Annotated in this window: 23 protein-coding genes; 9 read left to right on the top strand and 14 right to left on the bottom strand. The window is 50.7% G+C overall.

Annotation, left to right across the window (positions count from 1 at the left end):
* The first annotated feature begins 7 nt into the window (after window positions 1-7).
* From OGY83_RS04015 to osmB, 5 genes are all read left to right on the top strand, one after another.
* The gene (locus OGY83_RS04015) at window positions 8-1942 is read left to right on the top strand and encodes an exoribonuclease II (protein WP_286635319.1); all 1935 of its coding nucleotides are present in this window, start codon (window positions 8-10) and stop codon (window positions 1940-1942) included.
* Window positions 1943-2207: 265 nt separating this feature from the next.
* A complete protein-coding gene (gene pdeR / locus OGY83_RS04010; protein WP_286635318.1) occupies window positions 2208-4199 on the top strand; it encodes a cyclic di-GMP phosphodiesterase in 1992 nt (663 codons plus the stop codon).
* Between the two features lie 182 nt (window positions 4200-4381).
* Complete coding sequence (locus OGY83_RS04005) at window positions 4382-4564, top strand: YciZ family protein (RefSeq protein WP_123267302.1); 183 nt, start codon at window positions 4382-4384, stop codon at window positions 4562-4564.
* Window positions 4565-4659: 95 nt separating this feature from the next.
* Window positions 4660-5412, top strand: a complete 753-nt coding sequence (yciT, locus tag OGY83_RS04000) for a DNA-binding transcriptional regulator YciT (protein ID WP_079937376.1) — start codon at window positions 4660-4662, stop codon at window positions 5410-5412.
* Window positions 5413-5680: 268 nt separating this feature from the next.
* Window positions 5681-5899 carry an osmotically-inducible lipoprotein OsmB gene (gene osmB, locus OGY83_RS03995; RefSeq protein WP_043016156.1) on the top strand — a complete coding sequence of 73 codons (219 nt, stop codon included), beginning with the start codon at window positions 5681-5683 and terminating at the stop codon, window positions 5897-5899.
* Window positions 5900-5990: 91 nt separating this feature from the next.
* Here osmB and yciH read toward each other — a convergent pair whose 3' ends face one another.
* The 5 genes from yciH to pgpB form a co-directional block, all read right to left on the bottom strand.
* Entirely contained in the window at window positions 5991-6317 is a 327-nt protein-coding gene (yciH, locus tag OGY83_RS03990) for a stress response translation initiation inhibitor YciH (protein ID WP_286635317.1), read from the bottom strand.
* A complete protein-coding gene (pyrF, locus tag OGY83_RS03985) occupies window positions 6318-7055 on the bottom strand; it encodes an orotidine-5'-phosphate decarboxylase (RefSeq protein WP_286635900.1) in 738 nt (245 codons plus the stop codon). It lies immediately after the preceding gene.
* Between the two features lie 190 nt (window positions 7056-7245).
* Entirely contained in the window at window positions 7246-8415 is a 1170-nt protein-coding gene (lapB, locus tag OGY83_RS03980; protein WP_008784929.1) for a lipopolysaccharide assembly protein LapB, read from the bottom strand.
* Between the two features lie 6 nt (window positions 8416-8421).
* Window positions 8422-8730: a LapA family protein gene (locus OGY83_RS03975; RefSeq protein ID WP_003020595.1), complete on the bottom strand. Its 309-nt coding sequence runs from the start codon at window positions 8728-8730 to the stop codon at window positions 8422-8424.
* A gap of 149 nt (window positions 8731-8879) precedes the next feature.
* Complete coding sequence (gene pgpB, locus OGY83_RS03970) at window positions 8880-9644, bottom strand: phosphatidylglycerophosphatase B (protein ID WP_079937379.1); 765 nt, start codon at window positions 9642-9644, stop codon at window positions 8880-8882.
* A 201-nt stretch (window positions 9645-9845) separates the two neighbouring features.
* Between pgpB and ribA the strand changes: the two genes are divergently transcribed.
* Window positions 9846-10436: a GTP cyclohydrolase II gene (gene ribA / locus OGY83_RS03965; protein WP_079937380.1), complete on the top strand. Its 591-nt coding sequence runs from the start codon at window positions 9846-9848 to the stop codon at window positions 10434-10436.
* A 49-nt stretch (window positions 10437-10485) separates the two neighbouring features.
* On the opposite strand, the gene acnA is transcribed toward ribA, so the two are convergent.
* The 5 genes from acnA to topA form a co-directional block, all read right to left on the bottom strand.
* Window positions 10486-13161, bottom strand: a complete 2676-nt coding sequence (gene acnA / locus OGY83_RS03960; RefSeq protein ID WP_286635316.1) for an aconitate hydratase AcnA — start codon at window positions 13159-13161, stop codon at window positions 10486-10488.
* 309 nt (window positions 13162-13470) lie between these two features.
* The gene (locus OGY83_RS03955) at window positions 13471-13659 is read right to left on the bottom strand and encodes a YciX family protein (RefSeq protein ID WP_286635315.1); all 189 of its coding nucleotides are present in this window, start codon (window positions 13657-13659) and stop codon (window positions 13471-13473) included.
* 2 nt (window positions 13660-13661) lie between these two features.
* Complete coding sequence (locus OGY83_RS03950; RefSeq protein WP_213732144.1) at window positions 13662-13802, bottom strand: YmiA family putative membrane protein; 141 nt, start codon at window positions 13800-13802, stop codon at window positions 13662-13664.
* Between the two features lie 314 nt (window positions 13803-14116).
* Entirely contained in the window at window positions 14117-15091 is a 975-nt protein-coding gene (gene cysB / locus OGY83_RS03945) for an HTH-type transcriptional regulator CysB (protein ID WP_003020610.1), read from the bottom strand.
* 208 nt (window positions 15092-15299) lie between these two features.
* Window positions 15300-17897: a type I DNA topoisomerase gene (topA, locus tag OGY83_RS03940; RefSeq protein ID WP_194210844.1), complete on the bottom strand. Its 2598-nt coding sequence runs from the start codon at window positions 17895-17897 to the stop codon at window positions 15300-15302.
* A gap of 398 nt (window positions 17898-18295) precedes the next feature.
* On the opposite strand from topA, the gene OGY83_RS03935 reads away from it, so the two are divergent.
* Window positions 18296-18547: a YciN family protein gene (locus tag OGY83_RS03935; protein WP_003020616.1), complete on the top strand. Its 252-nt coding sequence runs from the start codon at window positions 18296-18298 to the stop codon at window positions 18545-18547.
* Window positions 18548-18655: 108 nt separating this feature from the next.
* Here OGY83_RS03935 and sohB read toward each other — a convergent pair whose 3' ends face one another.
* The gene (sohB, locus tag OGY83_RS03930; RefSeq protein WP_191228682.1) at window positions 18656-19702 is read right to left on the bottom strand and encodes a protease SohB; all 1047 of its coding nucleotides are present in this window, start codon (window positions 19700-19702) and stop codon (window positions 18656-18658) included.
* 221 nt (window positions 19703-19923) lie between these two features.
* Between sohB and OGY83_RS03925 the strand changes: the two genes are divergently transcribed.
* Both OGY83_RS03925 and cobO read left to right on the top strand, forming a co-directional pair.
* Complete coding sequence (locus OGY83_RS03925; protein ID WP_008784935.1) at window positions 19924-20685, top strand: YciK family oxidoreductase; 762 nt, start codon at window positions 19924-19926, stop codon at window positions 20683-20685.
* Window positions 20682-21272 (top strand): cob(I)yrinic acid a,c-diamide adenosyltransferase, encoded by a 591-nt coding sequence (gene cobO, locus OGY83_RS03920; protein WP_123267310.1) that lies wholly within the window; start codon window positions 20682-20684, stop codon window positions 21270-21272. The genes OGY83_RS03925 and cobO overlap by 4 nt, the downstream gene beginning before the upstream one ends.
* Window positions 21273-21354: 82 nt before the next feature.
* On the opposite strand, the gene rluB is transcribed toward cobO, so the two are convergent.
* The 3 genes from rluB to rnm form a co-directional block, all read right to left on the bottom strand.
* Window positions 21355-22230 carry a 23S rRNA pseudouridine(2605) synthase RluB gene (rluB, locus tag OGY83_RS03915; protein ID WP_003020625.1) on the bottom strand — a complete coding sequence of 292 codons (876 nt, stop codon included), beginning with the start codon at window positions 22228-22230 and terminating at the stop codon, window positions 21355-21357.
* A gap of 100 nt (window positions 22231-22330) precedes the next feature.
* Complete coding sequence (locus OGY83_RS03910) at window positions 22331-22951, bottom strand: L-threonylcarbamoyladenylate synthase (RefSeq protein WP_003833336.1); 621 nt, start codon at window positions 22949-22951, stop codon at window positions 22331-22333.
* Window positions 22948-23826 carry an RNase RNM gene (gene rnm, locus OGY83_RS03905; protein WP_008784938.1) on the bottom strand — a complete coding sequence of 293 codons (879 nt, stop codon included), beginning with the start codon at window positions 23824-23826 and terminating at the stop codon, window positions 22948-22950. The genes OGY83_RS03910 and rnm overlap by 4 nt, the downstream gene beginning before the upstream one ends.
* Window positions 23827-23925 lie beyond the last annotated feature (99 nt).

Here is a 23925-nt window from a genome sequence, read left to right as displayed (position 1 = left end):
GACAATTATGCTTCAGGACAACCCGCTGCTAGCGCAGCTTAAACAGCAACTACATTCCCAGACGCCACGTGCTGAAGGGGTGGTAAAAGCCACGGAAAAAGGCTTTGGCTTCCTGGAAGTCGATGCACAAAAAAGCTATTTCATTCCACCGCCGCAGATGAAAAAAGTTATGCATGGCGACCGTATTGTTGCGGTTATCCATACAGAAAAAGATCGTGAGTCTGCTGAGCCGGAAGAACTGATCGAACCCTTCCTGACGCGCTTCGTGGGTAAAGTTCAGGGCAAAAATGATCGTCTGTCCATCGTGCCGGATCATCCGTTACTGAAAGATGCTATTCCTTGTCGTGCAGCCCGCGGCGTTGAACATGAATTTAAAGAAGGCGACTGGGCTGTTGCAGAAATGCGCCGCCATCCGCTGAAAGGCGACCGCACCTTCTACGCCGAATTAACCCAATTTATCACTTTTGCTGATGACCACTTTGTCCCGTGGTGGGTCACACTGGCACGCCATAATCTGGAAAAAGAAGCACCAGACGGTGTAGCAACCGAAATGCTGGACGAAGGCCTGGTTCGTGAAGATTTAACCGCCCTCAATTTCGTCACCATCGACAGCGCCAGCACCGAAGATATGGACGATGCGCTGTATGCTGAAGAACAAGCTGACGGCACGCTACAATTAACCGTCGCCATTGCCGACCCAACAGCCTGGATTGCAGAAGGCAGCAAGCTGGATAAAACGGCAAAAATTCGCGCGTTCACCAATTATTTACCGGGGTTCAATATCCCGATGTTACCACGTGAATTGTCTGACGATCTCTGCTCTCTGCGCGCGAACGAAGTGCGCCCGGTTTTAGCGTGTCGTATGAGCATTACCGCCGATGGCACGATTGAAGACAACATCACCTTCTTCGCCGCAACCATCGAGTCTAAAGCGAAGCTGGCCTATGACAATGTTTCCGACTGGCTGGAAGGTACAGGCGAGTGGCAACCAGAAAACGACGAGATTGCCGAACAAATTCGTCTGCTGCATCGTATTTGCCTGAGCCGAGGAGAGTGGCGCCATAACCACGCGCTGGTCTTTAAAGATCGCCCGGATTACCGTTTCGTTCTCGGTGAAAAAGGTGAAGTACTGGACATCGTCGCTGAGCCTCGCCGCATCGCAAACCGTATCGTGGAAGAATCCATGATCGCGGCAAATATTTGCGCCGCCCGTGTGCTTCGCGACAAGCTGGGCTTCGGTATTTATAACGTCCATATGGGATTCGACCCGGCCAACGCCGACGCTCTGGCCGCACTGTTGAAAACCCACGGTATGCACGTCGATGCCGAAGAAGTACTAACACTGGAAGGTTTCTGCAAACTGCGCCGCGAGCTGGATGCACAGCCTTCCGGTTTCCTCGACAGCCGAATTCGCCGCTTCCAGTCTTACGCTGAAATAAGTATTGAGCCAGGTCCACACTTTGGGCTGGGTCTGGAGGCATATGCCACCTGGACGTCCCCAATCCGTAAGTATGGCGATATGATCAACCACCGTCTGCTTAAGGCCGTCATCAAAGGCGAAACCGTCGCCCGACCTCAGGATGATACCACCGTGCAAATGGCTGAGCGTCGTCGCCTGAACCGGATGGCTGAGCGTGATGTGGGTGACTGGCTATACGCCCGTTTCCTCAGTGATAAAGCCGGTACCGACACCCGCTTTGCGGCAGAGATCATCGACGTCAGCCGCGGCGGCATGCGCGTGCGTTTAGTTGATAATGGCGCTGTTGCCTTTATTCCTGCCCCCTTCCTGCACGCCGTGCGTGACGAACTGGTCTGCAGCCAGGAAAGTGGTACCGTACAAATCAAAGGTGAAGTGGTTTACAAAGTCACGGATGTGATTGACGTAACTATTGCCGAAGTTCGTATGGAAACCCGTAGCGTTATCGCGCGTCCAGCCGCGTAACACGCATAAATCAAGCGACCTTTCTCTTTTTTTGAAAGGTCGTTTTCTTTTTACCTCCCAAATTTCAACCGCGCACTACACTTCTTTCATCCAGTCAAAAAATTTATTTACTATTTTTCAGTTCCGTTGGCTTTGCTTTTTACGGAATCTGGATTACATATAAATATATAAATAAAACAATACGTTCAGCCATAATCACCCTGAATGAATCATGGCTACCCTTACTTTTGAGGCTTTATGCGCTTTAAACGGGATAGTACACATCATGAAAGACGTCCGGGAGCTGGTTACGTTGTATAGCTATGTGGGCACTCATAACCCCTACTGGCGTTTGTCAGAGGATTGCAACATCCTGCATTTCTCTATTGATGAGACATCAGAAGCTGAGCAGACCATCGAATTATCACCCGAACAGGCCGACCGCATCCGCGAGATGACGGTAATTACGTCAAGCCTGTTGATGACGTTACCCATTGAAGATGACGATATTCCGGTACATTTGGTCGGGCGGAAAATCAATAAGCGCGAATGGGCCGGCAGCGCATCAGCCTGGGATGATACCCCTTCCGTCGCACGCGACCTGGCTCAAGGTCTCTCTTTTGCCGAACAGGTGGTTTCAGAAGCCAATTCCGTAATTGTCATTCTCGACCGCATGGGCAACATTCAGCGTTTTAACCGTCTGTGTGAAGAGTATACCGGACTCAGAGAACGTGAAGTCATTGGCCAAAGCGTATTCACACTGTTTATGAGTCGACGTGAAGCCGCAGCCTCCAGACGCAACATCGAGGTCTTTTTTCGCGAAGGCAACTCATATGAGGTCGAACGTTGGGTGAAGACCTGCAAAGGTCAGCGCCTGTTTCTTTTTCGCAATAAGTTTGTCCATAACGGTAGCGGCAAGAACGAAATATTTCTGATCTGTTCCGGCACCGATATCACTGAAGAACGCCGTGCGCAGGAACGCCTGCGGATGTTGGCTAATACCGACTCCATCACCGGATTACCGAACCGCAACGCCATTCATGAGCTGATCAGCGACGCGATTGAGAACGCAGGAGATACTCAGGTTGGGATTGTATATCTCGATCTGGATAACTTCAAAAAGGTGAACGATGCCTACGGGCATATGTTTGGCGATCAACTATTACAAAGCGTGTCGCTGGCAATCCTCAGTTGTCTTGACGACAACCAGCTATTGGCTCGGTTTGGCGGTGATGAATTTATCGTCCTTGCCACCGAAACGTCCCAGAGCACACTGGAGGCTACCGCATCGCGCATTCTGACACGCCTGCGTCAACCCTTTCGCATTGGCCTGATTGAAGTCTATACAGGCTGCTCTATTGGTATTTCCCTTGCCCCACAGCATGGTCAGGACTGCGAGAGCGTCATTCGTAACGCGGATACGGCCATGTACACCGCGAAAGAAGGCGGCCGCGGACAGTTTTGTGTTTTCTCTCCGGAAATGAATCAGCGGGTATTTGAATACCTGTGGCTGGATACTAACCTGCGCAAGGCGCTGGAAAACGATCAACTGGTTATCCATTATCAGCCAAAGATAACCTGGCGAGGCGAAGTGCGCAGCCTTGAGGCGCTGGTGCGCTGGCAGTCTCCGGAACGAGGCCTCATTCCACCACTGGAATTTATCTCCTACGCCGAAGAATCAGGGCTTATCGTTCCGCTGGGTCGCTGGGTTATTCTGGACGTTGTGCGTCAGGTTGCAAAATGGCGCGCCAAGGGAATCAATCTGCGCGTAGCGGTAAACGTTTCTGCCCGCCAGCTCGCCGATCAGACGCTATTTACCGATCTCAAACAGGTGCTTCATGAACTCGACTTTGAATATTGCCCCATCGATGTCGAGTTAACGGAAAGCAGTTTAATTGAAAATGAGCAGTTGGCACTGTCCGTCATTCAGCAGTTTAGCCAGATGGGAGCGCAAATCCATTTGGATGATTTTGGTACCGGATATTCGTCACTGTCTCAACTGGCCCGCTTCCCGCTTGATGCAATTAAACTGGATCAAACCTTTGTCAGGGATGTACACAAACAACCTGTTTCGCAGTCGCTGGTACGTGCCATTGTTGCGGTCGCACAGGCACTCAATCTGCAGGTAATCGCCGAAGGTGTTGAAAGCGCGAAAGAGGATGCGTTTTTAACCAAAAATGGCGTCAACGAACGTCAGGGTTTTTTGTTTGCCAAACCAATGCCAGCAGTTGCATTTGAACGTTGGTATCGACGGCACCTGAGTAAAAAAATGCGTTAATGTAGAGAAATTAAACGTAGTGAATAGCCATAAATGGACATTACATGGAGACACTATCTGCATGTAATCACAGAATATATAATATTCTCCAATCGTTCAGGTTAATACTATTTTTCCCTTCTCTTTTGCCATGAAATTCTGCATCATGAAATTCAAACTCTATTGCCATTAGGAAGATAACCATGTCTGATATCGACGCTAAGCGTCTGGCCGAACGCATTGATACCGTGCTGGATATCCTCGTTGCAGGTGATTACCACTCAGCTATCCACAATCTCGAAATTCTGAAGGCTGAGCTGCTAAACACGACCAAAGAAGATGCCGAATCTTTGCCCAAAAAGCACAAGGCTCCCTGGGAGATCTGATGACATTAACCCTTTAATGTCGCTGCTATAAGCAAACTGCACGTGAGGCAGTTTCCGTTTAATTTCCGATACGATATCGCAATAAAATTAATATTATGAATTCCCGACAACAATCTATTTTGCAGATGGTGACTGATAAAGGTCAGATGAGCGTTGCCGAACTGGCAAAAATCACCGGTGTCTCAGAAGTGACGATTCGACAAGATCTGAACACACTGGAAAAACAGAGTTATTTACGCCGAGCGCACGGCTTTGCTGTTTCATTGAACAGCGATGATGTTGAAACGCGCATGATGACCAATTTCACCCTGAAGCGTGAGCTGGCCGAATTCGCCGCATCGCTGGTAAGCCCAGGCGAGTCCGTATTCATTGAAAACGGCAGCAGCAATGCGCTCTTAGCCAGAACGCTGGCGGAGCAAAAAGATGTCACCATCATTACCGTCAGCAGCTATATAGCCCATCTGCTGAAAGAAACCCCCTGCGAAGTGATTCTTCTTGGCGGCATCTATCAGAAAAAAAGCGAAAGCATGGTGGGGCCCTTAACTCGACAGTTTATCCAGCAGGTACACTTCAGCAAGGCCTTTATCGGCATTGATGGCTGGCAGCCTGACACCGGCTTCACCGGACGCGACATGATGCGTTCTGATGTGGTTAACGCGGTGCTGGAAAAAGGTGCAGAAGTTATTGTGCTTACTGACAGCTCAAAATTCGAAGCCATTCATCCTTATACACTGGGTCCATTAGAGCGATTCAGCCGCGTAGTCACGGACTCCAGACTCAGCGCCAGCGTACAAATGCAGCTCGAGCATTCAGGATTAACCGTCAATATCATCGATGCCCACGCGTAAAATCTTCAGCAGATGATTTGTCAGCGGGCAAATCATCTCCTCTCTGAGAGTTATCTGACAGTCCAATTAAGACTTTTTACCTGTCGTTAACAGGATAAAGTCGTAAAATTAATGTTAGCGATATAACAGGAACGAACATCCAACTTCAGGATAGTGTTTGTAATGCCTTCGCTAAACGGTTTCACGGAAATATCTTCTATAGTCTTAATTTAGCGCTATTCTTAAAGAACACTGGATTCCGTGAATCAATAATTCAGGAGAAAGTATTATGTTAGTAACGAGCAAAAAAATGACCGCTGCCATTCTGGCGATTACTCTGGCAATGTCTCTGAGCGCCTGCTCTAACTGGTCCAAACGTGACCGTAACACCGCTATCGGTGCTGGTGCAGGTGCAGTAGGTGGTGCAGTCCTGACTGATGGCAGCGCGCTGGGTACGCTGGGTGGTGCTGCAGTAGGTGGTATAATTGGCCACCAGGTGGGTAAATAATTTACGGTTAAACGGCTCGATATAATAATACGTTTACTTTTTCAGGTCTGTATTATTAAAAAGCCACGGGATTTATCCGTGGCTTTTTTTATTAACCACCAGCCAGTTTAACTTTCATTCCTTTGGCTTCCAGCAGTGATTTAATCAGGTCGCGTTTGTCACCCTGTATCTCAATCACGCCATCCTTCACTGCCCCGCCGCAACCACATTTTTTCTTCAGTTCCGCAGCTAATTTGGTCAGTTCGGCATCGTCTTGATCAATACCGGTAATCAAACACACGCCCTTGCCTTTGCGACCACTGGTCTGGCGCTGGATACGGACAATACCATCGCCTTGTGGACGCACAGGAGCAGCTTTCGGTTCATCAATACGCCCGGTGTCGGTTGAGTAGACCAGGCGAGAGTTTGCATCGTTCATTTACGCACCTCGTTTCAGAGAGGCATTGATCATCTTCAGCGTCTGAGCCGGATCTGCCGACTGCGTGACCGGACGACCAATAACCATATAATCCACACCAGCTGACTGGGCCTGTTCCGGCGTCATAATGCGACGCTGGTCGCCCGCCTCGCTACCTTCAGGACGAATACCCGGCGTTACCAGTTTAAATGCCTGGCCAAACGCCTGCTTGAATCGCACCGCTTCCTGCGCAGAGCATACGACGCCATCTAAACCACAATGTTGGGTTAAGCGCGCCAGCCTTTCAGCATGTTCCGCAGGTGACAACGTCACGCCGATCTCGGCGAGGTCGCTGGCTTCCATACTGGTCAGAACCGTTACCGCGATCAGCAGCGGCGCATCCTTGCCAAAAGGCACCAGGGCTTCACGTGCGGCGGTCATCATACGCGCCCCACCAGAAGCATGAACGTTAACCATCCACACGCCAAGCTCAGCCGCCGCCGCAACGGCATGCGCGGTAGTGTTAGGAATATCATGAAATTTCAAATCAAGAAAAACGTCAAAGCCACGCTGTTGTAAATCGCGAACCAACTGCGGTCCAAAAAGCGTGAACATCTCTTTGCCCACTTTCAAACGGCAATCACGAGGATCAATTCTGTCGACAAAAGCTAATGCTTTATCACGATTGGAATAATCGAGAGCGACAACGACAGGAGAATCAGTAACAGCACGAGAAGAAGATGAAGCAGTAAACGTCATGACCAGACCTTCTTGAGGATGGGCGCCGACAGTAGCGCGAAATGGGTAAACGGCGTGCATTCTACCTGCGGTAATAGAAAATTAACAGGCGCGATTACATTTCTGCCAGGCGAATTTGGCAACGGAGGTTGAGGATGGATCTATTACTGATCATTAGTATGTTGTAACTAAAGTGAGGTTTTTTTTAGAATTACAGCCCATCAAGTCCGCGAATAGGTTTAATGGTTGACCATGAGCGACAAGATGGGCAATGCCAGTACAGTGTATATGCGGTAAACCCGCACTTCTGGCAACGATAGCGAGGCTTGCTGCGCACCTGCTCCCCGACCATATCGCGCAGAACCATCAGGCTCTCTTTCGCACGCCCTTCTTCTGCTTCGTTAAGATGGTAATCCATCAACTTGTGGAACACGCGCATCGTAGGATGGCGCTGTAGCTGACGAGTGATATAAACCTGAGCGGTATCAGTTCCCTCACGCGCTTCAAGAATATCAGCCAGCATCAGCTCGGCGGCGGCACCAGTATTCTCCTCAACGGCCCGACGTAAAAACTCAGCCCACTCATCGTTTTTCCCCAGATGCTGGTAGCAGCTTTGCAGCATTTCCAGCGTTTCGCTGACCAGTTCTTTATCCTGAGAAATCACGCGTTGCAGACTTTCAACGGCCTTCGCGTAATCACCTTTCACCATGTACACGCGGCCCATCATGATGGAAACCCGAGCGCTGTTTTTGTCTGCCGCAGCCCCTTTTTTCAACAGCGTCATGGCGCGATCCATATCGTCGCTGCCCATCTGCTGTAAGGCCAGTTCGCAGTAGAAGTGGGCTATCTCTATACGCTGTTTATCTTTGCCGAGCTTCACCAAACGTTCTGCGACATCAATAGCTTTCTGCCATTCGCTGGTCGCCTGATAAATTTGCAACAGTTGCTGTAATGCACCGACGCGAAAATCTGTTTCATCGGTAAGCTGATTAAACATGTCTTCCGCGCGGTCGTACAGACCTGCGGCCATGTAGTCACGCCCCAGCTGTTGTACGGCCAACAAACGCTGCTCGTAGGTCAGCGAAGCACTTTCCATTAACGTTTGATGGATACGGATTGCGCGGTCGACTTCACCGCGCGAGCGAAACAGGTTTCCGAGGGTGAGATGAGCCTCAACGGTGCCCGTATCCTCTTTTAGCATATCGAGGAACAGATCCACCGCTTTGTCTTGTTGGTTGCTCAGGAGGAAGTTAACCCCGGCGACATAGTCACGGGAAAGACGGTTAGCTTCATCCTGCTTGGTTTGTTGCGCACTTCTGCGACCCATATACCACCCATAGGCAGCGGCTACAGGTAAAAGCAGAAACAACAACTCCAACATAAATAATTATTCCTTCACAACCGACGAATCGGCAGAAACCGCAACGTCGGTCGCAGGCGTAAGCTGGTTTTCCAGTCGTTTGATTTTACGTTCGGCGCGCGCAAGCGACACACGGACCTTCAGCCAGAAAAGGCCGCAAATTAACCAACCAATCGCAAAACCTGCGGCAAACAATACAGCAAGCAGCGTAGAGATACGATACTCACCCTGAGCCAGCAGGTAATTAAACGTAACCTGTTGATCGTTTTGCGCACCTAATGTCACCGAAATAACAAAAATCGCCAACACCAGTAAGAAAATGAGTAAATATTTCACATTACTTCCCGTTATGTGGTTTAAGCGAATAAATCGTGTACAACTTACCGCGTTGAGCCCTTTAAATTACCATTTTCACAACGAGTGCGAAACGGAAAAGCGCTTTCCCCTTTCTGATTTAAGGGCAAAATTCGAAAAATCAATCATGGCTAACTTTCTTGTTCGCGCTGAGCGATTTCTTTTTCCTCCTGCACAGGCGGCGTTAATGGTCCGCATACCCGCTGCGCAAGCCATGTCGCCAGCGTTACCAGCAACCATGAAATCAGCGTTGCAACGACCAAATCACGGGGCCAGTGCATGCCTAATAGTAAGCGACTGCCCATAACACCCGTAGCCCAGATAAGTAAAAACACAATCGTCAGCGTACGTCGGCGTGGCCATAACAGCCCTACTGCCAGTAAAGCCCAGCTGGCAGCAAACATCGTATGCCCTGACGGAAAAGCAAACCCCGTTTCTTTTTGCCAGTGCTTACGTAGAAACGTCGGAATATCCTGTTGTTCGGCCAATTGCTCTTTAACTAAGTGCCCACGATCTTTACGTTTTAAAGTGTAGAACTCATCAACCGGGATATGGTGCGTTTTTTCCAACCACACGACAAAGGGCCGAGGTTCCTGCACCCTGTCTTTTACCCATGACTTCACGCCCTGACCGACTAAAATTGCCGCCGCCAGGATCGCAAACAGCATTACTGCAGCTTTCAGACGAAAACGCAGACACCACAGAAACCATACACAGAGCACAACGTGAGTGATAATACCCCACGGTTGCGTTACCGTTTCCGTTACCCAGTACAGAGATTTTAACCACCAGACGTTGTGTCCCGGCTGCCAGTTCCAGCCTGATACCCATACGGCAACCGGCATAATAAGTAGCAGTCCGGCCCCGACCGCAGTGCGCTTCGCAATTGAAAGCATTGCCTCTCCTTTCGTCGATAAGTCTCACAATCATAACTGAAAAAAGCGCATGCCGGGGAAATTGACAATTTTGTGCCATTCCAAAAGAGAATCCGTTGTCGCGATTAGGTGAACATCGTTGCCTTATGGCAAAATAGTGCAATACAGAACAGAAGCCAACAGGCGACGGCACGACAGTGCCAGCATAATCTGGAGAATTACATGCAGCTTAAACGTGTGGCAGAAGCCAAACTGCCAACCCCCTGGGGTGATTTCCTGATGGTGGGATTTGAAGAACTGGCAACCGGACACGATCACGTCGCACTGGTTTTTGGCGATATCACAGGCCAAACGCCTGTCCTGGCGCGTGTCCACTCCGAATGTTTGACCGGCGATGCATTGTTTAGCCTGCGTTGCGATTGCGGCTTCCAACTCGAAGCGGCTCTCACCCATATTGCTGAAGAAGGGCGCGGTATCCTGCTTTATCACCGTCAGGAAGGACGCAATATCGGCCTGCTCAATAAAATCCGCGCCTACGCGTTGCAGGACCAGGGTTATGATACCGTTGAGGCTAACCATCAGTTGGGCTTTGCGGCAGATGAGCGTGATTTCACGCTGTGTGCAGATATGTTCAAGCTGCTGGGCGTGGACGAAGTTCGTTTGCTGACCAATAACCCGAAGAAAGTGGAAATCCTGACCGAAGCGGGAATCAATATTATTGAACGCGTGCCGCTGATTGTGGGTCGTAACCCGAACAATGAACATTACCTGGACACCAAAGCCGCCAAGATGGGACATCTGCTGGGCAAGTAATGGCTATCACCATCGATAAAAAAGCCTGCTTTCGCAGGCTTTTTACATTTTAGTTCAACATATTACGAATCACGTAATGCAGAATGCCATCGTTTTGGTAGTAAGTTAGCTCCGTCGCGGTATCGATACGGCAGCGGCATAAAACCACCTCTTTACGTCCATCCGAACAAACCATACTCACCGGCACTGTTGCGCCCGGCTTGATGTTTTGCAGGTCAGTAATATCGATCGCTTCCTCACCGGTTAGTCCCAGCGTTTTGCGCGTGACGCCCTGTGGGAATTCCAGCGGCAAAATCCCCATACCAATCAGGTTAGAACGGTGAATTCGCTCAAAGGACTCAGCGATAACCACGCGAACCCCCAGCAAGCGCGGGCCTTTTGCCGCCCAGTCGCGACTGGAGCCAGAGCCATACTCTTTCCCGGCAATAACCGCCAGAGGGATGTTCTCCTGCTGATATTGCATAGCCGCATCATAGATAGCCACTACCTCAGTTCCCGGCAAATGACGCGTCATCCCACCTTCTACGCCGGGTACCATCTCATTACGAATACGAATATTGGCAAAGGTACCACGCATCATCACTTCATGATTCCCGCGTCGTGAACCGTAAGAGTTAAAATCTTTACGCTCAACGCCGTGGCTTTGCAGATAACGACCTGCCGGGCTATCCGGCTTAATACTGCCAGCAGGAGAAATATGGTCGGTGGTGACCGAATCCCCAAGCATTGCGAGGATACGCGCACCATGAATGTCCTGGACCGGATCCGGCGTAGCCTGCATACCATCGAAGAACGGCGACAAGCGGATATAAGTTGAGTCAGACTGCCAGCCATAGGTATCAGCCCGATCAACCTGGATAGCTTTCCATTCCGGCGTGCCTTCAAAGACTTCAGCGTACTCTTTATGGAACATGGCGGTAGAAACCTGCTCCACGGCACGGGCAATTTCCTGGGCAGTCGGCCAGATATCTTTCAGATAAACGGGATCGCCTTTTCTGTCATGACCTAACGGATCTTTCGTCAGGTTGATATTCATATTCCCCGCCAGCGCGTAGGCCACCACCAACGGCGGAGACGCCAACCAGTTGGTCTTCACGAGCGGATGGATACGCCCCTCAAAGTTTCGGTTGCCGGAAAGCACCGCACCAACGGTGAGATCGCCTTTTTTGATAGCTGTCTCGATAGGATCGGGTAACGGACCCGAGTTACCAATACAGGTGGTACAGCCATAGCCTACAAGGTTAAATCCCAGCTCATCAAGATACGGTGTGAACCCAGCCTGCGCCAGATAATCAGACACCACCTTCGATCCTGGCGCCAGCGAGGCTTTCACCCACGGCTGACGCTTCAGACCAAGCGTTACTGCTTTTTTCGCCAGCAGTCCCGCCGCCATCAATACGCTTGGGTTAGAGGTGTTGGTACAGGAAGTGATCGCCGCAATGACCACCGCACCATCCGGAAGCTGGTACTGGTGACCGTTCATTGTATAGTCCACTGGCTGGCGATCTTTCAGCGAGCTATTCACTTCGAGTTCATTACTCGCCGAGAACGCTTTCGGGACATCAGCCAGTGCCACCCGATCCTGCGGCCGCTTCGGTCCGGCAAGGCTTGCCTCCACGCTTCCCATATCCAGCTCCAGCGAACTGGTAAACACAGGTTCATCACCTGGGTTACGCCACATGCCCTGCGCTTTGGCATAGGCGCTGACCAGCTCAACCTGCTCCTCACTTCGCCCACTCAGACGCATGTATTCAAGGGTGATGTCATCGATCGGGAAGAAACCACAGGTTGCGCCGTATTCTGGTGACATGTTCGCAATGGTTGCCCGGTCGGCCAGCGGTAAGGTGTCCAGCCCATCACCGAAGAATTCAACAAATTTACCGACCACGCCGTGCTTACGCAGCATCTGGGTGACGGTCAGAACCAGATCAGTCGCGGTGATACCTTCCCGCAGCTTGCCCACCAGTTTAAAGCCCACAACATCCGGGATAAGCATTGAGACTGGTTGACCCAGCATTGCCGCTTCGGCTTCAATACCTCCAACGCCCCAACCCAGTACACCGAGACCATTAATCATCGTCGTATGGGAATCGGTACCGACCAACGTGTCAGGGTAAGCCACCCACTCACCGTCCTGTAACTCGCTCCAGACGGCTTTGCCGAGGTATTCAAGGTTAACCTGATGGCAAATCCCCGTCCCCGGCGGCACAACGCTGAAGCGACTAAATGCCTGCTGTCCCCATTTAAGGAACACATAACGCTCATGGTTACGTTCCATTTCCAGGCGAACGTTTTCTTCGAAAGCATCATCATCACCAAAACGGTCCACCGTTACCGAGTGGTCAATGACAAGGTCCACTGGTGAAAGCGGATTCACTTTTGCTGTATCTCCGCCCAAACGTTTCACCGCTTCGCGCATGGCGGCCAGATCGACCACCGCCGGCACGCCGGTAAAATCCTGCATCAAAACGCGAGCGGGTCGATAGGCAATTTCACGATCGGCATGGGCAGTCTTCAGCCAATGCGCGAGCGCATGAATATCTTCTTCAGTAACAGAATTTCCGTCCTGCCAACGAAGCAGGTTTTCCAGCAAAACTTTTAGCGACTTAGGTAGGCGGGTGATATCACCCAGTGATTTCGCGGCCAGCGGCAGACTGTAGTAACGGTAGGTTTTATCTTTAACCTGCAATGTGTCCTTACTGGCTTCTCGTAGGGTCGACGACATAGCTCCTCCTTAAATGACAGGGTTGGATCCCCTGATTTTCTTCAGGGTTAGTATTAAAGATAACACAAACAAAATGTAACGTTTTGATAACAACTCAAATTGATAAAAGTGGCGCGCGATACAAAATCGCGAAGTGAGGTCAATGGTGAGGAGAAAGATGTAAGCGGCGCAGATTAATGGGATGAATATTCAGCAGGCAATAGCGCAATCGATAATACGTTGATTAGTTGGTTGATGGCGATTACATGGATAAATGATTCGATATTCAAGGCCACAAGGTAATCGTTATTATTATAAAATACGTACGAATTATTGTTTCTGTTCATCATCATCCGTTAACAGTTCAATAAACGCCCGTTGTTCAGGAGAAAGGTTCCAGGATTCGGGTATCTTCGGCCCCTTCTCGGCGACGGTTTTGCTCTCGTGTTCATGTTCATGTTCATGTTCATGTTCATGTGACGCTGGCGTCACAGTAGAGTGCTGCTTCGGTGCGGACATACTTACCCCCACACGTTCCATGCCACGAGTGCGACAATAATCCAGAATATCGCAGAACCAAGAAACACGGCGAACCAGGCTTTACGTTTCATCGCGGGATCCCGGCGTGCAGGCTGGTTTCCTGAAGGCATCGCTAACCTCATACTATCGAAATCACTTATCATTTAGGCACCAAACAATTGGTACAATTAATCATCAGATAGGAGGAATCCTAATAAAAAAGGCGAAAAAAAGCCAGTTAATTTTCGGACTCGATCTGATAAATAAATCAATTGTTTGATCAATTATGAATATTTGAGAGTGATTTTTGGCAAGCTGACTAATTTGAAACTACTTTAGAGAACTTTTTCCATAAATAATATATGGTTAATATATGTGGGGAGAAATAATGAATAAATTCAAACTCTGCGTCGGTATCGCTTTATGCTTATGGATACCGACGAGGTTACAGCCGTTATTATTTCTCAGGCAATTTTATATCTTTAAACATGGCTTCAATATCATCGTTGGAACGCAGCGCCACCGCCGTGTCCACCACATCACGCGTCAGATGCGGCGCGAAACGTTGAATGAAATCATACATGTAACTGCGTAAGAAGGTGCTACGACGAAAACCAATTTTGGTGGTGCTATGGCTGAAAATATCATGCGCATCCACACGTACCAGGTCAGGATCGGAAACAGGATCAACCGCCATACTGGCAATCACACCCACGCCGAGGCCCAGACGAACATAGGTTTTAATGACATCAGCATCGGTCGCGGTAAAGACAATACGCGGCTCCAGACCCGCACGGTTAAACGCGGTGTCCAGCTCCGAACGTCCGGTAAATCCAAAGGTGTAGGTGACCAGCGGATACTGCGCCAGTTCCTCAATAGAAACCGAGGATTTTCCCGCCAACGGATGATCCGGCGTGACGACGATCGAACGGTTCCAGTGGTAGCAAGGTAACATCACCAGGTCGTCATACAGGTGCAAGGCTTCTGTCGCGATAGCAAAATCCGCGTTCCCTTTCGATACTGCTTCGGCGATTTGCGTCGGCGATCCCTGGTGCATATGCAATGAAACACGAGGATATCGCTCAATAAAACCTTTAATCACGTTCGGTAATGCGTAACGTGCCTGAGTATGCGTGGTGGCAATATATAGCGAACCTTTGTCCGGCCAGGTATGTTCGCCAGCAACAGACTTAATGGCGTCCACCTTAGACAGAACTTCGCGCGCAATACGGATGACTTCCTGCCCCGCTGGCGTAACCTGGGTCAGATGCTTACCGCTACGGGCAAAAATCTGGATGCCAAGTTCATCTTCCAGCATACGAACTTGCTTACTGATACCAGGCTGGGAGGTATAGAGTCCTTCCGCCGTTGAGGAGACATTAAGGTTGTGGTTCACCACCTCAACGATGTAGCGAAGCTGCTGTAATTTCATGTTAAGACATCCCGATTTGCGCCATCAAATCATCGTTTCTGAGCAGGCTTGCGGGCGCTGCTAATACGATTTAATAATAAAAAGCCTGTTAACTATAACCACTATATCATTTATATGTACGCTGTATAGGTATGACAAAAAATAATACGCCAGAAACAAAAAGGGCCGCTTACGCGACCCTTTGAGGAGGAATTCAGCCTGGGTGCTGTTATTTCTTCCCTTCTACCCATTTACCGTCAACGAAGAACGCGGACCAGCCAGTCGCCTTACCGTCTTTCTCAGCGGCAACGTATTGCTGCTTGGTTTTACGGCTGAAACGAACCATGGACTTGTTACCATCCGGGTCAGTTTGCGGTGCGTCTGCCAGATAACGCAGTTTTTCCGGCAGGCGATCGCGGAAGCGGTACAACTCTTCCACCAACGGCGCACGAGTCTCACGTGATTTCGGGAACGTATTGGCCGCCAGGAAAATACCTGCAGCACCATCACGTAACACGAAATACGCATCAGATTTTTCACACGGCAGTTCCGGCAGCGGAACCGGATCTTCTTTCGGCGGAGCGACTTCACCGTTACGCAGGATCTTACGGGTGTTTTTACACTCGTCGTTAGTACACGCCATGTACTTGCCGAAACGTCCCATTTTCAGGTGCATTTCAGAACCACATTTTTCGCACTCTACGATCGGACCGTCATAACCCTTGATACGGAATTCACCCTCTTCGATCTCGTAGCCATCGCAAGTTGGGTTATTACCACACACATGCAATTTACGCTTAGGATCGATGAGATAACTGTCCATTGCCGTACCGCACTTCTGGCAGCGGCGTTTGGCGCGCAATGCGTTCGTTTCCGCGTCGTCGCCTTCCAGCACGTTCAATACTTCGTTTTCCGGCACCAGGTTAATGGTGGTTTTGCAACGCTCTTTCGGGGAAAGTGCGTAGCCAGAGCAACCAAGGAAAACGCCGGTACTGGCGGTACGAATACCCATCTTGCGTCCGCAGGTCGGGCAATCAATGCTAGTCAGTACCATCTGGTTCGGACGCATACCGCCTTCTTCAGGATCTTTCTCGGCTTTATCCAGTTGCTGAGTAAAATCAGTGAAGAAGTTGTCGAGCACGCCCTTCCATTCGGCTTCGTGATTCGCCACCTGGTCGAGGCTGTCTTCCATCTGTGCGGTAAAATCGTAGTTCATCAATTCACGGAAATTTTCTTCCAGACGATCGGTGACGATTTCACCCATTTTTTCAGCGTAGAAGCGACGGTTTTCAACGCGAACATAACCACGATCCTGAATCGTAGAAATGATCGACGCATAGGTGGATGGACGACCAATGCCACGCTTTTCAAGCTCTTTAACCAGCGAAGCTTCACTGAAGCGTGCAGGCGGCTTGGTAAAGTGCTGCGCAGGCGTCAGTTCAACAAGCGTCAAGGCATCGCCTTTGTCCACCGCCGGTAAGATGCGATCTTCATCGCCCTTACGCAGTGCTGGCATCACTTTCGTCCAGCCATCGAAGCGCAGAATACGACCACGCGCCTTCAGACGGAAATCACCCGCCCCTACGGTCAGAGTGGTAGAGTCATATTTTGCTGGTGTCATCTGACAGGCAACAAACTGGCGCCAGATTAGCTGGTACAGTTTTTGCGCATCAGCTTCCATATCTTTCAGCGATTCCGCCAGTACGGCGACATCGGAAGGACGGATAGCTTCGTGCGCTTCCTGCGAGTTCTCTTTGCTGGCGTACTGATTCGCGCTTTCCGGCAGATATTTCTTACCAAAATTATCGCTGATGTAATCGCGAACCATGGTCACTGCATCCTGGCTCAGATTAGTTGAGTCAGTACGCATATAAGTGATGTAGCCCGCTTCATACAAGCGCTGCGCCATCATCATGGTTTTCTTCACGCCAAAGCCCAGACGCGTGCTGGCGGCCTGCTGCAGCGTGGAAGTGATGAACGGCGCGCCCGGCTTGCTGCTGGTCGGCTTATCTTCACGTTCCAGGACGCTATAGCGCGCTTTTTCCAACAGGCTAACGGCGGCAAGCGTTTGTTCCCGATTTACCGGGCGGAACGGTTTATCATTTTGATGCGTCACCTCAAGCGGTAACGCGTCGCCGCCCGGCGTGGTCGTGTTAGCATTGATCTCCCAGAACTCTTCTGGAACGAATGCTTTGATTTCGCGTTCACGCTCAACCACCAGACGCACAGCCACAGACTGTACTCGACCGGCAGACAGACCACGCGCAATTTTTTTCCACAGCAGCGGCGACACCATATAGCCCACAACACGGTCCATAAAGCGGCGCGCCTGTTGCGCATTAACACGATCGATATTCAACTCGCCCGGTTTTTCAAACGCCTGGCGAATAGCATTTTTGGTAATTTCGTTAAACACCACACGGCTGTAGCGGGTGTCGTCGCCACCGATGACTTCCCGCAGGTGCCATGCAATGGCTTCCCCTTCGCGGTCAAGGTCGGTTGCGAGATAGATGTGGTCGGCTTTTTCAGCCAGTTGCTTCAGTTCAGAAACAACTTTCTCTTTACCAGGCAGCACTTCATAGCGCGCATCCCAGTTGTGCCACGGGTCAACACCCATACGGTTGACGAGAGCGCCACGTTCATCCTTTTTGGGCTTTTTAGCCGTTTTGGTGGAGGTTGAGTCGGCGCTCTTTTTAGTTGCTGAGCCACTGGTCGGCAAATCACGGATATGACCGACGCTGGATTTCACCACGTAGTCATTACCCAGATACTTGTTGATCGTTTTGGCTTTTGCCGGGGACTCAACGATGACAAGAGCTTTACCCATATTCACCTTTACCTAATTTGATTCTTCCAGAATGCGTCGCACGTTGATTCACCTTCCACTGGCGACGAGACATCGATATGGTCTCTGCGTCGGCGGATATCAACCCCTTAAACTGATTTGCGCTTGTAATGTAACTCTCATGTAACTGAGTTAACAGGCTTTTTTGCTCACAAACGCTCTAGCGCGACGAAGTATTGGTCGAATGTCAAGCAAATCTGTTGCCAGATTGACGAAAGCGTCACACTGTACCTGATAAAATGCGTTACGCAACTTTATTAGCATGCAAAAACAAATCTCGCCAGTTGTAACACTGTCGTAAAACCTTCATTTATGTCAGGGAATATTTGCCCATAAGGCGGGCTCAGCGTAGACTAATGTCCTTGTTTAAGGAGTAAATCATGCATAAAGACACTCAACCCATCGATCGCGAAACACTGCTGATTGAAGCCAACAAAATCATTCGTGAGCATGAGGACACGCTGGCGGGGATTGTCGCCACCGGCGTTACGCAGCGAAACGGCGTGCTGGTTTTCAGCGGAGATTACTTTTTAGACGAGCAAGGGCTACCAACGCCCAAAAGTACGGCTGTGTTTAATATGTTTAAACACCTGGCGCACGTACTTTCTGAAAAGTATCACTTGATCGATTAACACGAGAAATAATTTGCCGGATGGCGGCAACGCCTTATCCTGCCTACATTGATGCATATTTGTAAGCCGGATAGGATATGTGAGCATCGCTATCCGGCAATGATAATTTTACATCAGTGGTTTCTGCCCTCGCTGCCACCAGCGCATCAGCAAACGATCGGCGCTCTCCGCCGCACTACCGGTAAAACGATCCATCAGCTTTTTACGCTGCAGATAGCGAACGTTCAACACTTCACGACCTTCCATCAGCCCGAGGATCACCTCATCGCTGGTATTGATCTCATCCACCAGCCCATTTGCCAGCGCCTGTTGACCAAACCAGTGTTCACCCGTGGCAACCTGCTCAATGTCCAGAGTCGGACGCATGCGATGCACAAAATCTTTAAACAGATGATGCGTTTCGTTCAGATCTTCGCGGAATTTCTGCCGCCCTTCTTCCGTGTTTTCACCGAGTAAGGTCAGCGTACGCTTATACTGTCCGGCGGTGTGCAGTTCGATATCAATATCTTTCCCTTTCAGGAAGCGGTTAAAGTTCGGGATCTGCGCCACCACGCCAATTGAGCCGACGATAGCAAACGGCGCCGAGACAATTTTATCTGCCACGCAGGCCATCATATATCCGCCGCTCGCAGCGACTTTATCCACCGTGACGGTCAACGGTATCTGCTTATCGCGCAGACGTTGCAATTGCGATGCAGCCAGGCCATAGCCATGTACCACACCACCCGGGCTTTCCAGACGAACCACCACCTGATCCTGAGGTTTAACAACCGCCAGCACCGCCGTCACCTCTTCGCGTAATGAGCTAACCTCATGGGCATCCATACTGCCTTTAAAATCAAGCACCCATACACGAGGTTTATCTGATGACGTGCTGTCACCCAGTTTCGCTTTTGCCTTGGCGGCCTTCGCCTCCAGCTTCTGTTTCTTTTTCTGCGCCTTATGCCAGAATTTTTGCTGATGCCCATCCAATAAGGCCAGCGATAGATCTTCCTTCATCTCTTTATATTGATCGCTGAGGTTAATAACCCGCAATTCCCCACGCTGACGTTTGCGTTGTGTCGCGTTTACGATCAGCATCACCACCACTGCAATAGCCACCACGACAGTGACAATTTTTGCCAAAAACAGCCCATATTCAGACAACAATTCCACGAGACCCACCTTGGTTAAACAACGCGACTTCCGCTCAGTGTACAACAGGCGTGTCACCTCGTCTTGCTTCATACATCCAGTGCTGAATCAGTAAAAAGCATGACAAAGTGTTCATTTTGCGGTGTTATTGCCTTTGGCTGATTGAAAAAGTAGAAGGTTTAAGGCATAAAGCCCAAAAGTTATCGCGAACGAGATGGCCAGGACGTCGCCGAGGAGTAGCCGTGCATTACCAACCTAAACAAGACCTTTTACAAGGCCGCATTATTCTTGTCACCGGTGCCAGCGATGGTATCGGACGCGAAGCCGCGCAGACCTATGCACGCTACGGCGCGACCGTTATCCTGCTTGGGCGTAACGAAGAAAAACTGCGTCAGGTTGCCCGCACTATCGCCGATGAAAACGGAACACAACCACAGTGGTTTACACTGGATTTACTGACCTGTACCTCTGAAGAATGTCACCAGCTTGCGCAGCGCATTGCCGCACATTTCCCGCGTCTGGATGGTGTACTGCATAACGCCGGATTACTCGGCGATATTTGTCCAATGAGCGAGCAAAACCCGCAGGTCTGGCAGGATGTGATGCAAGTAAATGTGAATGCCACTTTTATGCTAACTCAGGCATTGCTGCCGTTGTTACTCAAATCCGATGCCGGATCGCTGGTCTTTACCTCTTCCAGCGTCGGTCGCCAGGGACGCGCCAATTGGGGAGCATATGCCACCTCAAAGTTTGCTACCGAAGGGATGATGCAGGTTCTGGCTGATGAGTATCAAAACCGTCATCTGCGCGTTAACTGTATCAATCCTGGTGGAACGCGAACTGGCATGCGAGCCAGCGCATTCCCCACGGAAGATCCACAAAAATTGAAAACTCCCGCCGATATTATGCCGCTCTACCTGTGGCTGATGGGCGATGACAGCCGCCGTAAAACCGGTATGACTTTTGATGCCCAGCCGGGCCGTAAACCAGGAATTGCCCAATGAGTGAAGAACGCTATCAGCAACGTCAACAGCGCGTAAAAGATCGGGTTGACGCACGCGTTGCCGCCGCTACGGACGAGCGCGGGATCATCATCGTATTCACCGGAAATGGTAAGGGTAAAACCACCGCCGCATTCGGTACCGCCACGCGCGCGGTGGGCCACGGTAAAAAAGTCGGCGTCGTACAATTTATTAAAGGTACGTGGCCAAACGGAGAACGTAACTTACTTGAACCCCACGGCGTAGAGTTTCAGGTTATGGCGACTGGATTTACCTGGGAAACGCAAAACCGTGAGTCCGACACCGCGGCCTGTATGGCCGTGTGGGAACACGGCAAGCGGATGCTGGCCGACGATGAACTGGATATGGTGGTGCTGGACGAGCTGACCTATATGGTGGCATACGACTATCTGCCGCTTGAAGAGGTCATCAATGCCCTAAACGCGCGCCCTGCCCATCAAACGGTGATTATCACCGGCCGTGGATGTCATCGCGATATTCTGGAGTTAGCGGATACGGTCAGCGAGCTGCGCCCGGTCAAGCATGCGTTTGAAGCGGGCGTGAAAGCCCAGATAGGGATCGATTACTGACACCAGGCCGGATAAGGCGCTTGCGCCGCATCCGGCCCCACGCTAACGCCTGATGGCACTTTGCTTATCAGGCCTGGCATGATTAACCGTTGTTGCTACGGCCACCTGGGCGACGACTGCTGCCGACCTGTGAGTGGCGCTTCACCGCACGACGGATCTGATTTGCCTTCATGCGACGACGATCTTTCTCGACGGCAACTTTAGAAGTCGTTTCCGGCTTCAGCTCCACCAGTTCACGCAGATAGTTGGTCTGCGCGAGGTCAAGCTCCGTCCAGCCACCACGCGGCAGACCTTTCGGCAGCGGGATATCACCGTAACGAACACGAATAAGACGGCTTACCTGTACACCTACAGCTTCCCACAGGCGACGGACTTCACGGTTACGCCCTTCGGTCAACGTAACGTTATACCACTGGTTAATCCCTTCACCACCGCTGAACTTGATCGTTTTAAATGCCGCCGGACCATCTTCCAGCTGCACGCCACGACTCAGGTCGCGCAGTTTTGCATCATCAACCTGACCAAACACACGTACCGCATATTCACGTTCAACTTCGCGGCTTGGGTGCATCAGACGGTTAGCCAGTTCACCATCGGTGGTAAACAGCAGTAAACCGCAGGTATTCACGTCCAGGCGCCCTACGGCAATCCAGCGCGCATCACGCAGTTTTGGTAAACGATCGAACACGGTCGGACGACCTTCCGGGTCGTTACGGGTACACAGTTCGCCTTCTGGCTTGTAATAGGCCAGAACGCGGCAGATTTGCTCCGCAGACTCTTTAACCGAAATCAGATGGCCGTCGATACGGATTTTCAGACCCGGAGTGACTTCAACGCGATCGCCGAGCGTGGCAATTTTGCCATCAACGCTCACGCGACCCGCGGCAATAATAGATTCGATTTCACGGCGAGAACCGTGGCCAGCGCGCGCCAGCACTTTTTGTAACTTTTCGCTCATAGAGCTTCCTTTAGATGTCGCCTTCACAGGCGTCGAACAGGAGAATCAACGGCGCCAGTCAGCGCCATTTTAAGGCCGCGTAGTATAGCGGTTCGCGCCCTTATAAGAAAGGTTTAACGTCACCTACGCCTTCACGCAACACCACCGGAGAATCGTCGGTTAAATCGATGACCGTGGTCGGTTGCTGGCCGAGATAGCCACCATGGATAATCAAATCCACCAGTTTTTCCAGACGGTCTTTAATTTCTTCCGGATCTGACTCGGTAAATTCACTGCCCGGCAGCATCAGTGATGTAGAGAGCATCGGCTCGCCCAGCGCTTCCAGCAGCGCCAGCGCAATCGGATTCGACGGCACACGCAGGCCGATGGTCTTACGTTTTTCCTGCAACAAACGGCGTGGAACTTCTTTCGTCCCTTTCAGGATGAAGGTGTAGTTGCCCGGCGTGTTGTTTTTAATTAAACGGAAGGCCACGTTGTCGACAAAAGAATAGGTCGACAGTTCGGACAGGTCACGGCACATCAGCGTAAAGTTGTGCCCGTCCGGCAGGTGACGGATGCGGCAAATGCGCTCCATTGCGCCTTTATCTTCAATTTTGCAGCCCAACGCATAGCCGGAGTCGGTTGGATAGACGATCACCCCACCTTTACGCACGATTTCAACGGCCTGATTGATCAGTCGCTGCTGCGGGTTTTCGGGATGAATATAAAAAAACTGGCTCATACTTTCCTCTCTGTGATCTCGGGCTGCTCCCAAAGTTGCCAGACGCCTTCTACGCCTGCGGGCAACCAAAGTTTACGCCCCAACTCAATCCATGGGCAGGGTAGATGAAAATCAGACCCTTGCGATGCCCACAGTTGATGCGAACGTGCAAGCGTCGCCAAATGGGTGCGTTCATTGGGAGACTGCTGGCACTGTGCAACTTCCATCGCGTCGCCGCGATGTTCAGCAAAATGTGCAACCAGTCTTTTCAGCCACTTAGCGCTAAGATCGTACCGCCCAGGATGAGCCAGAACAGCCTTACCGCCAGAATGATGAATGACATCAATAGCTTGTTCTATTGTACACCACTGTGGCGGAACGTAACCGGTTTTCCCACGGGCAAGATATTTTTTAAAGACATCCGCCATGGTTGTGGCTTTTCCGCATTCCATCAGGAAACGCGCAAAATGCCCCCGCGTCACCGCCCCGCCATCAGCCAGGCGTAACGCCCCTTCCCACGCGCCGGGGATATGCGCTTTGTCGAGTCGTTCAGCTATCAGGCGCGCACGCTGCTGACGACGTTCCGTTTGCTGCGCCAGAAACTCGCACATCATGGGATGGGCGATATCAATGTTCAGACCCACTATATGGATCTCATGGTTTTCCCAGACCGTTGATATCTCTACGCCAGGGATCAAATTTAACGCTAAACCCGAACGTGAAATTTCTTCTCTTGCCGCCGCAATGCCCGCCGTGGTGTCATGATCGGTGATCGCCAGTGTACCGACTCGCATCTCTACCGCACGGTGTACTAAGGCTTCTGGGGTTAATCGCCCGTCGGAGGCTGTAGTATGACTGTGCAGGTCATAAATCACTGCGTAATTCGTGTCGCTCAAGGCGGCTCCCGTTTCAATAAATGTCGTAACACGCCCATCATAGCGGTTTCGACAAATATACTGAAATCAGGTGTTGACTTTATTCCACTGAACTAGTTA

The organism is Citrobacter sp. Cpo090 (assembly GCF_030332665.1).
GTDB classification, from domain to species: Bacteria; Pseudomonadota; Gammaproteobacteria; order Enterobacterales; family Enterobacteriaceae; genus Citrobacter; species Citrobacter portucalensis.
Note: the sequence above shows the minus strand (reverse complement) of the source record. Positions and strands in the feature narration are given on the sequence as shown.

What these genes read in the sequence shown, in the direction of transcription:
- OGY83_RS04015 (WP_286635319.1), top strand. Translation starts at nt 8, where the DNA reads ATGCTTCAGGACAACCCGCTGCTAGCGCAGCTTAAACAGCAACTACAT.
- pdeR (WP_286635318.1), top strand. Translation starts at nt 2,208, where the DNA reads ATGAAAGACGTCCGGGAGCTGGTTACGTTGTATAGCTATGTGGGCACT.
- OGY83_RS04005 (WP_123267302.1), top strand. Translation starts at nt 4,382, where the DNA reads ATGTCTGATATCGACGCTAAGCGTCTGGCCGAACGCATTGATACCGTG.
- yciT (WP_079937376.1), top strand. Translation starts at nt 4,660, where the DNA reads ATGAATTCCCGACAACAATCTATTTTGCAGATGGTGACTGATAAAGGT.
- osmB (WP_043016156.1), top strand. Translation starts at nt 5,681, where the DNA reads ATGTTAGTAACGAGCAAAAAAATGACCGCTGCCATTCTGGCGATTACT.
- yciH (WP_286635317.1), bottom strand. Translation starts at nt 6,317, where the DNA reads ATGAACGATGCAAACTCTCGCCTGGTCTACTCAACCGACACCGGGCGT.
- pyrF (WP_286635900.1), bottom strand. Translation starts at nt 7,055, where the DNA reads ATGACGTTTACTGCTTCATCTTCTTCTCGTGCTGTTACTGATTCTCCT.
- lapB (WP_008784929.1), bottom strand. Translation starts at nt 8,415, where the DNA reads ATGTTGGAGTTGTTGTTTCTGCTTTTACCTGTAGCCGCTGCCTATGGG.
- pgpB (WP_079937379.1), bottom strand. Translation starts at nt 9,644, where the DNA reads ATGCTTTCAATTGCGAAGCGCACTGCGGTCGGGGCCGGACTGCTACTT.
- ribA (WP_079937380.1), top strand. Translation starts at nt 9,846, where the DNA reads ATGCAGCTTAAACGTGTGGCAGAAGCCAAACTGCCAACCCCCTGGGGT.
- acnA (WP_286635316.1), bottom strand. Translation starts at nt 13,161, where the DNA reads ATGTCGTCGACCCTACGAGAAGCCAGTAAGGACACATTGCAGGTTAAA.
- OGY83_RS03955 (WP_286635315.1), bottom strand. Translation starts at nt 13,659, where the DNA reads ATGTCCGCACCGAAGCAGCACTCTACTGTGACGCCAGCGTCACATGAA.
- OGY83_RS03950 (WP_213732144.1), bottom strand. Translation starts at nt 13,802, where the DNA reads ATGAGGTTAGCGATGCCTTCAGGAAACCAGCCTGCACGCCGGGATCCC.
- cysB (WP_003020610.1), bottom strand. Translation starts at nt 15,091, where the DNA reads ATGAAATTACAGCAGCTTCGCTACATCGTTGAGGTGGTGAACCACAAC.
- topA (WP_194210844.1), bottom strand. Translation starts at nt 17,897, where the DNA reads ATGGGTAAAGCTCTTGTCATCGTTGAGTCCCCGGCAAAAGCCAAAACG.
- OGY83_RS03935 (WP_003020616.1), top strand. Translation starts at nt 18,296, where the DNA reads ATGCATAAAGACACTCAACCCATCGATCGCGAAACACTGCTGATTGAA.
- cobO (WP_123267310.1), top strand. Translation starts at nt 20,682, where the DNA reads ATGAGTGAAGAACGCTATCAGCAACGTCAACAGCGCGTAAAAGATCGG.
- rluB (WP_003020625.1), bottom strand. Translation starts at nt 22,230, where the DNA reads ATGAGCGAAAAGTTACAAAAAGTGCTGGCGCGCGCTGGCCACGGTTCT.
- OGY83_RS03910 (WP_003833336.1), bottom strand. Translation starts at nt 22,951, where the DNA reads ATGAGCCAGTTTTTTTATATTCATCCCGAAAACCCGCAGCAGCGACTG.